6 protein-coding genes are annotated in these 5,420 nt (G+C 69.5%); 3 read left to right on the plus strand and 3 right to left on the minus strand.

All coding sequences use genetic code 11. The features are described from left to right. The first annotated feature begins 243 nt into the window (after window positions 1-243). Window positions 244-774, plus strand: a complete 531-nt coding sequence (locus ACZ3UD_RS37470) for a hypothetical protein (RefSeq protein WP_465598521.1) — start codon at window positions 244-246, stop codon at window positions 772-774. 142 nt (window positions 775-916) lie between these two features. Further along, on the plus strand, window positions 917-1,684 hold the full coding sequence (locus ACZ3UD_RS37475) for a transposase (protein WP_465598524.1): 768 nt from the start codon (window positions 917-919) through the stop codon (window positions 1,682-1,684). A 199-nt stretch (window positions 1,685-1,883) separates the two neighbouring features. Here the strand turns inward: ACZ3UD_RS37475 and ACZ3UD_RS37480 are convergent, their stop codons facing one another. The 3 genes from ACZ3UD_RS37480 to ACZ3UD_RS37490 form a co-directional block, all read right to left on the minus strand. Continuing rightward, window positions 1,884-3,287, minus strand: coding sequence for an IS1380 family transposase (locus tag ACZ3UD_RS37480; protein WP_465598527.1), 1,404 nt, complete (start codon window positions 3,285-3,287; stop codon window positions 1,884-1,886). 161 nt (window positions 3,288-3,448) lie between these two features. Further along, on the minus strand, window positions 3,449-3,817 hold the full coding sequence (locus ACZ3UD_RS37485) for an ASCH domain-containing protein (RefSeq protein ID WP_465598530.1): 369 nt from the start codon (window positions 3,815-3,817) through the stop codon (window positions 3,449-3,451). A 622-nt stretch (window positions 3,818-4,439) separates the two neighbouring features. After that, window positions 4,440-4,751, minus strand: coding sequence for a hypothetical protein (locus ACZ3UD_RS37490; protein WP_465598533.1), 312 nt, complete (start codon window positions 4,749-4,751; stop codon window positions 4,440-4,442). A gap of 181 nt (window positions 4,752-4,932) precedes the next feature. On the opposite strand from ACZ3UD_RS37490, the gene ACZ3UD_RS37495 reads away from it, so the two are divergent. Continuing rightward, on the plus strand, window positions 4,933-5,352 hold the full coding sequence (locus ACZ3UD_RS37495; protein ID WP_465598536.1) for a hypothetical protein: 420 nt from the start codon (window positions 4,933-4,935) through the stop codon (window positions 5,350-5,352). Window positions 5,353-5,420 lie beyond the last annotated feature (68 nt).

The following is a 5,420-nucleotide window of genomic DNA, read 5'->3' on the forward strand; positions in this document are numbered from 1 at the left end:
GGATCAGACGAAGGCCGCTTCTACGTACGACAGTTACCGGAACGAGTGATCAAGTTCGACGGCCCGTTCGAGCTCGGTGGTTAAAGAACAAGCTAAGGGCTGTCCCGTAACGGACTTCCGAGATGGCCGCCCGGGTTCTGCCGACGGTCGGCCGCCAGGACGATCGAGGGGTGGCTCTCGTGGGGGATGGTGATCGTGCGTGTGGGCGATGCACTGCCGCTGAGGTTTGGCGAGGGTGGGGTCATGCCGATCACACGTCTCGCCCTCCCGCTGGGTGACACCGAGCGTCCCGTCCCCGTCTGGGCTCTCCGACTCGCCAAAGCCCTCCCGTTCGTCGTGCTGCCCCACTGCCTGTGGCGGCTGCCGTTCGCCGCCGACTTCCGGATGGGAATGGTCGACCCGGCGGCACCGGCCGCTCCCTGGTGGACACCGTTCTACGTCGTCGGGCTCAGTGTGCTCACCGAGGCGCTGGCGCTGCTCACCACCGGCCTGGTCAGCGGGTGGGGCGAGGTGGTACCGCGCTGGGTGCCGTTCCTCGGCGGCCGGCGGGTGGCTCCGTTCGCCGCGGTGGTCCCGGCGGCCCTGGGCGGCCTGGCCCTGGTGGCGATGTACGACCTCTACCCGCTCGCCTGGGCGGGCGTCCTGCCCGAGGTCGGGTTCAGCAACGGATGGTGGATGGCCCTGGCCCGGGTGTGCATCACGCCGGCGATGCTGTGGGGGCCGATCGTGCTGGCCCTGGCCTGGGCCTACTACCGACGCCGCCGACCCGCCTGATGGGTTCGTCGGTCCAGACCGGCCGAGCCCGGATGGCTCCGTTCACGCGAGCCGGCGCAGGGTTGGACAGCGTGATTCGCCGCGCGGCACAGTGGCCGCGGTCGCCCGGCTCCCGGCAAAGGAGGGGTGAGATGATCTTGCGGTGGCTGGTGTGATCACGGCGTCGGAGCCGTCCTGGATAGCCCCGTTCACCGGGCTGAGTCCGCGCGACTTCCGCAAGCTGATGACAGTGTTGCGCCGCGAGGGCGCCGACACGGTGCGTCCGGGCCGGCCGTGGAGCCTGCCGCTGGACGACCGGGTCCTGCTGGTCGCGGCTTACTGGCGCACGAACCTGACACTGCGGCAGCTCGCGCCGCTGTTCGGCGTGTCCAAGTCGGCGGCCGACCGGATCATCGACCACGTAGGCCCGCTGCTCGCGCTCAAGCCCCGCCGCCGCTTCGCCAAGGACACCGTGCTGATCGTGGACGGGACCCTGGTCCCCACCCGCGACCACACGATCGCCGCGCAGTCGAAGAACTACCGCTACTCCACCAACCACCAGGTCGTCATCGACGCCCACACCCGCCTGGTCGTCGCGGTCGGCACACCTCTGCCGGGCAACCGCAACGACTGCAAGGCATGGGAGGAGTCCGGCGCCAAGGCCGCCGTCGGCAGAACCACCACGATCGCCGACGGCGGCTACCCCGGAACCGGCCTGGTCATCCCGCACCGCCGACCCCGAGGCGGAGAGCTGACCGACTGGCAGGAAGAGCACAACCACGACCACAAGCGAGTTCGCGCGCGCGTCGAGCACGTCTCCGCCCGAATGAAGACCTGGAAAATCCTGCGCGACAGCCGACTCAAGGGCGACGGCGTCCACCACGCCATGCTCGGCATCGCCCGCTTGCACAACCTCCTCCAGACCGCATAAGCAGGCCCGTCCAAGGGCCACCCAGCCCTGCCCCGAACCCCTCAAAGATCAATTACGGGACAGCCCTTAGCCTCCGCCTTTCAGTTGGGTTCGGCTGAACTGGGTTGATCATGTTGGTGCGGTGTTGCATGCCGAGGGCCCGGCGCGGTGGCCGGTGTCTCCAAGATCCTCGGGTCGTGGGCGGACGGGGGTGGTGGAATCAGGTGACGGGCCGGGGCAGGGCCTGCAGTCGGGCGAACGCGGCGGCCAGGTCGTGGTGCCAGGGCCAGGTGGCGGCGATCCGTAGGTGCAGGCGGCGGGCTCCGCGGGTGATGCGGGCGGCGGCGTGCAGCAGCCGGTAGCGGATCTTCTTCGGTTCGGCGGCGACCAATTCGTCCGCCAGTAGAAGGGTTTGGGTCCAGGCGAGGAGATCGATGGCGGCCAGGGAGATCTCCAGCCAGGCGGCGTTGATGTGGAAGTGGCGGGAGGGGAAGCGGCCGAACCCGGTGGTCTTGCCGCAGCGGATGCGGTCCTCGATGCGGGCGTGCGCGCGGTGGCGGACTTCCAGGAGTTGCAGGGAGCCTTGTCCGTAGGGGGTGTCGGTGAGGAAGACCTGGTGGCGCATGCCCTCGTCCAGGTCGAACAGCGTGAGCTGGGCACCGGGGTGGGGACGCTCGCGGCGGACGATGATCCGGGTGCCCTCGGGGTAGCCCGGCAGGTCGACCAGACCGGTCAGCTCGGGAACCTGGGCGCCTTCACGCAGGGAACCGTCCTGTTCCAGAGCCGGGTGCCAGACGTGCTCGGGCAGGTGGCGGATCGCGCGGCGGACCGGCTCGGTGATGGACCACCCGACGGAGGACGAGGCGTGGATGTCGCGCGAGCGCAGGGTGCGGATGTGGGTCAGGAACGCCTTGGCGGATCCGGCGCTGTCGGCGCGGATGAGGATGTCGGTGCCGTGGCGGTGGGCATCGGGGATCTGGGCGAGCGCGGCATCGAGCACGCTGATGTGGTCGGCGGCGGTGTTGGCCGAGGCGTTGCCCGATCGCAGAAGGCCGGCCAGGGCCTCGCTGGTGTTGTCGAGGAAGCACAGCAGCGGGTGGTAGCCGAAGCCGTGCTTGTAGGTCGGTGCGGCGTGCTCCTTCTCGGAGTGGCAGGTGACGAGGGTGGCGTCGATATCGAGGACCAGGCCGGGCGGTTGACGCCCTCCGGCGTGCGAGGCCGGTATGCCGTCGCGGGTCTCGCCGGCTTGGAGCCAGGTGATCTCGCGGGCCGTGGCGCGGGCCGCGCGCAGGGCGCCGAGTACGGTCGGGTCGATGCCGGCCAGAAGCCGCCAGGCGGTGGGCGTGGAGGCGACCGGGCCGAAGACTTCGGGCTGGTCGCGCAGAAGGGCCAGGTCAGCGATCGCTTCACCGCCGTCGGCGAGCATCACTGCCAGGTCGACCGCGATCCGTCCCGGATCGTGGCCGGTGCCGCGCGGACGCAGCCGACGCAGAGCGTCGCCGAAGGCATGCGTGAGACCGGTGGCCTCTGCGAGATCGGCCAGCAGGCGGGATTCCGCGTGGCTGACCACCCCGCGCCCGTCGGTGGAGACGACGAGCCGGGGACGTGACCCGGTAATGTGCACGTAGAAAGTGCCTTCCTGCTGGGCTGATAGAGACCTTCGACAAGCCTCATCTTCCCAGTCCAGAAGGCACTTTCGCGTTCCCGGTCGTGATCCGGACACGCCCGCAAGTGAAACGCGCAGGTTAATGAACCGTTCGACCTGGATCGGTGATCGCCCGCTGCTTAAACTGCCGAGCAACCGCTGTCCGTTCTGGTGAACAGAGCCACTCCGAGCCGTTCCTTGTCGGGCAGGTAGCTCTCGCGGCAGGCGGCGAGCAGTTCATCGCGGGTCATACCTTCGCTGCCGATCGCCTCGTTATCCTCCGTGTCGAGCATGTCCTCGAAGGACTCGTATTCGGCGACCTTCACCACCTGGGTGCGGCAGCGCTCTTCTCCGGACTCGAAGATGAGTGTCTGGCCGTCGTGGATCTTGCGCATGCTGGGGTAGCCGACTCGGACCTCGATGGTTTTGGTGCCGCTGGCGATCAGGTCGAGGTCGGGGCGGCGGATCTGGGCCGTGATCGGTGAGAGGGCGCCGTGGAGTAAGTTCAAGTTCTACGACAAACGTCATGCGCCGAGGTTGGCCAGGGCCTTGACGGCCCAGTGCAGCGTGGTGTAGCCCCAGCCGGGCGGGTGCCAGACCCAGCCGTTCTGGACGCTCCGGGTCACCGTCCGGGTGCGGACTCACGCGTACGTAGTCGTCCCAGCCCTGGGCTTCTGGGTAGTCCTGGAGGTAGTCCACCATGGCCTGGCGGGTTCCGTTCTCCACCACAGAGGGCGGGAACACCACCGACAGCGAGGCCAACGGATGCGGGCTGTCGTTTTCACGGACCAGTGTCTGCGCGAGCGAGGGCAGACGCCGCTCCGCGTTGGCCTCGGCCGCCGTCCTCGGTACCTGTGCCGGTTCCGCGGCGGCGCCGGCTGTGCCGGCTCTGGGCTGCGTCGCCGGGGTCGACCGTCTGGGTGGCCGTCAGCCGCCGTGGAGGGGGGCCAGGAGGCCGCATCGGTGTCGTCCTGGTGCCTGCTTGGGTGCTGTCGCGTGGGTTATCGCGTTGCCCTGTCGTGTGGGGTGCTGTCGCGCGGCGCGACAGGTCCCGGGACAGCCGGGCGGCCGGGGGCGGTTGTCGTCCTGGCCGCGGGCCGCCTTTCTGGCCCACCCCTGCCTCCGGTAGCGTCAGCGCCGCCGACGTCCGCGCCAGCGACGCGTCATGCCTTCCCGTAGACGGTTCACACCGGTCAGGATGGGGTTGAGGAACGGTATCGCTGCTACCAGCAGGCACTGGGCAGCCGCCGCGATCGGCAGATGCATCAGAAACAGGCCGTAGGCACACGCCACGGGCAGGACAAAAGACACCACAGCCACAACACAGCCGATCCGCTTCAGACTGAGTGGGACCCCGCGGCCCGCCTTGTTGTCCGCCCACCCCTTGAGAGCGATGGCGAAAAAGGCGAGGACCACTGCTACCACCTCCACGGTGGTCAGCACCACGGCCACGAGAACGTCGACTGCTAACCGAAGCATCCGGCCATCCTCACGCCCATCCCTTGTGCCGTCCTGAGTACGGATACTCAAGTCGGCGGCTGCTGCCCACCCGTGGCCGCGCCCCGTCGGCGGCTGCGGGTCACGTCGCCACCACCCTGGAACTCCTGGCCGGCAGGGGGAGGATGTGGGCGAACGACGGCACCAGGAGCCGGCCGTCCCGGTCGGCGAGGCCGAGGCGCGGCAGCTGACCGGCGCGCTGCGCGAGTCGGCGGAGAAGGTGCGCATCGCCGTCATGGTGCTGGCCGAGCGGGTGCGCGCCGCGCACGAGAGCGCGCCGGGCCCGGACGGGTACCCGGTCGAGGCGTGGCGGGCGTTGGTTGCCCAGGGGCGCGGCCTGGCCCAGGAGCGGCTGGCCGTGCGGCGCGAGCTCGGGCTGCTCGCTCTTCGGGTGGTGCCCGGGTACGTCGCCGAGCGGGACGCCGAGGATCCTGCACGTCCTGGGCGAGGAGATCGGCAGCAGCGCCGAGGAACTGCTCGCGTGCCGCCGGTACGCGCTGACCGGCGACGCGCGAGCAACCGAGCAATAGTCAAGACCTGTGGATGAGTTGTCGTGCGAGCGCGGGGTTATGGCAACGGGGCCGGGCTCCGCAGCCTCACATCCGTGATCTCAGC

The sequence above is a fragment of the Kitasatospora sp. NPDC023118 genome (genome assembly GCF_055560875.1).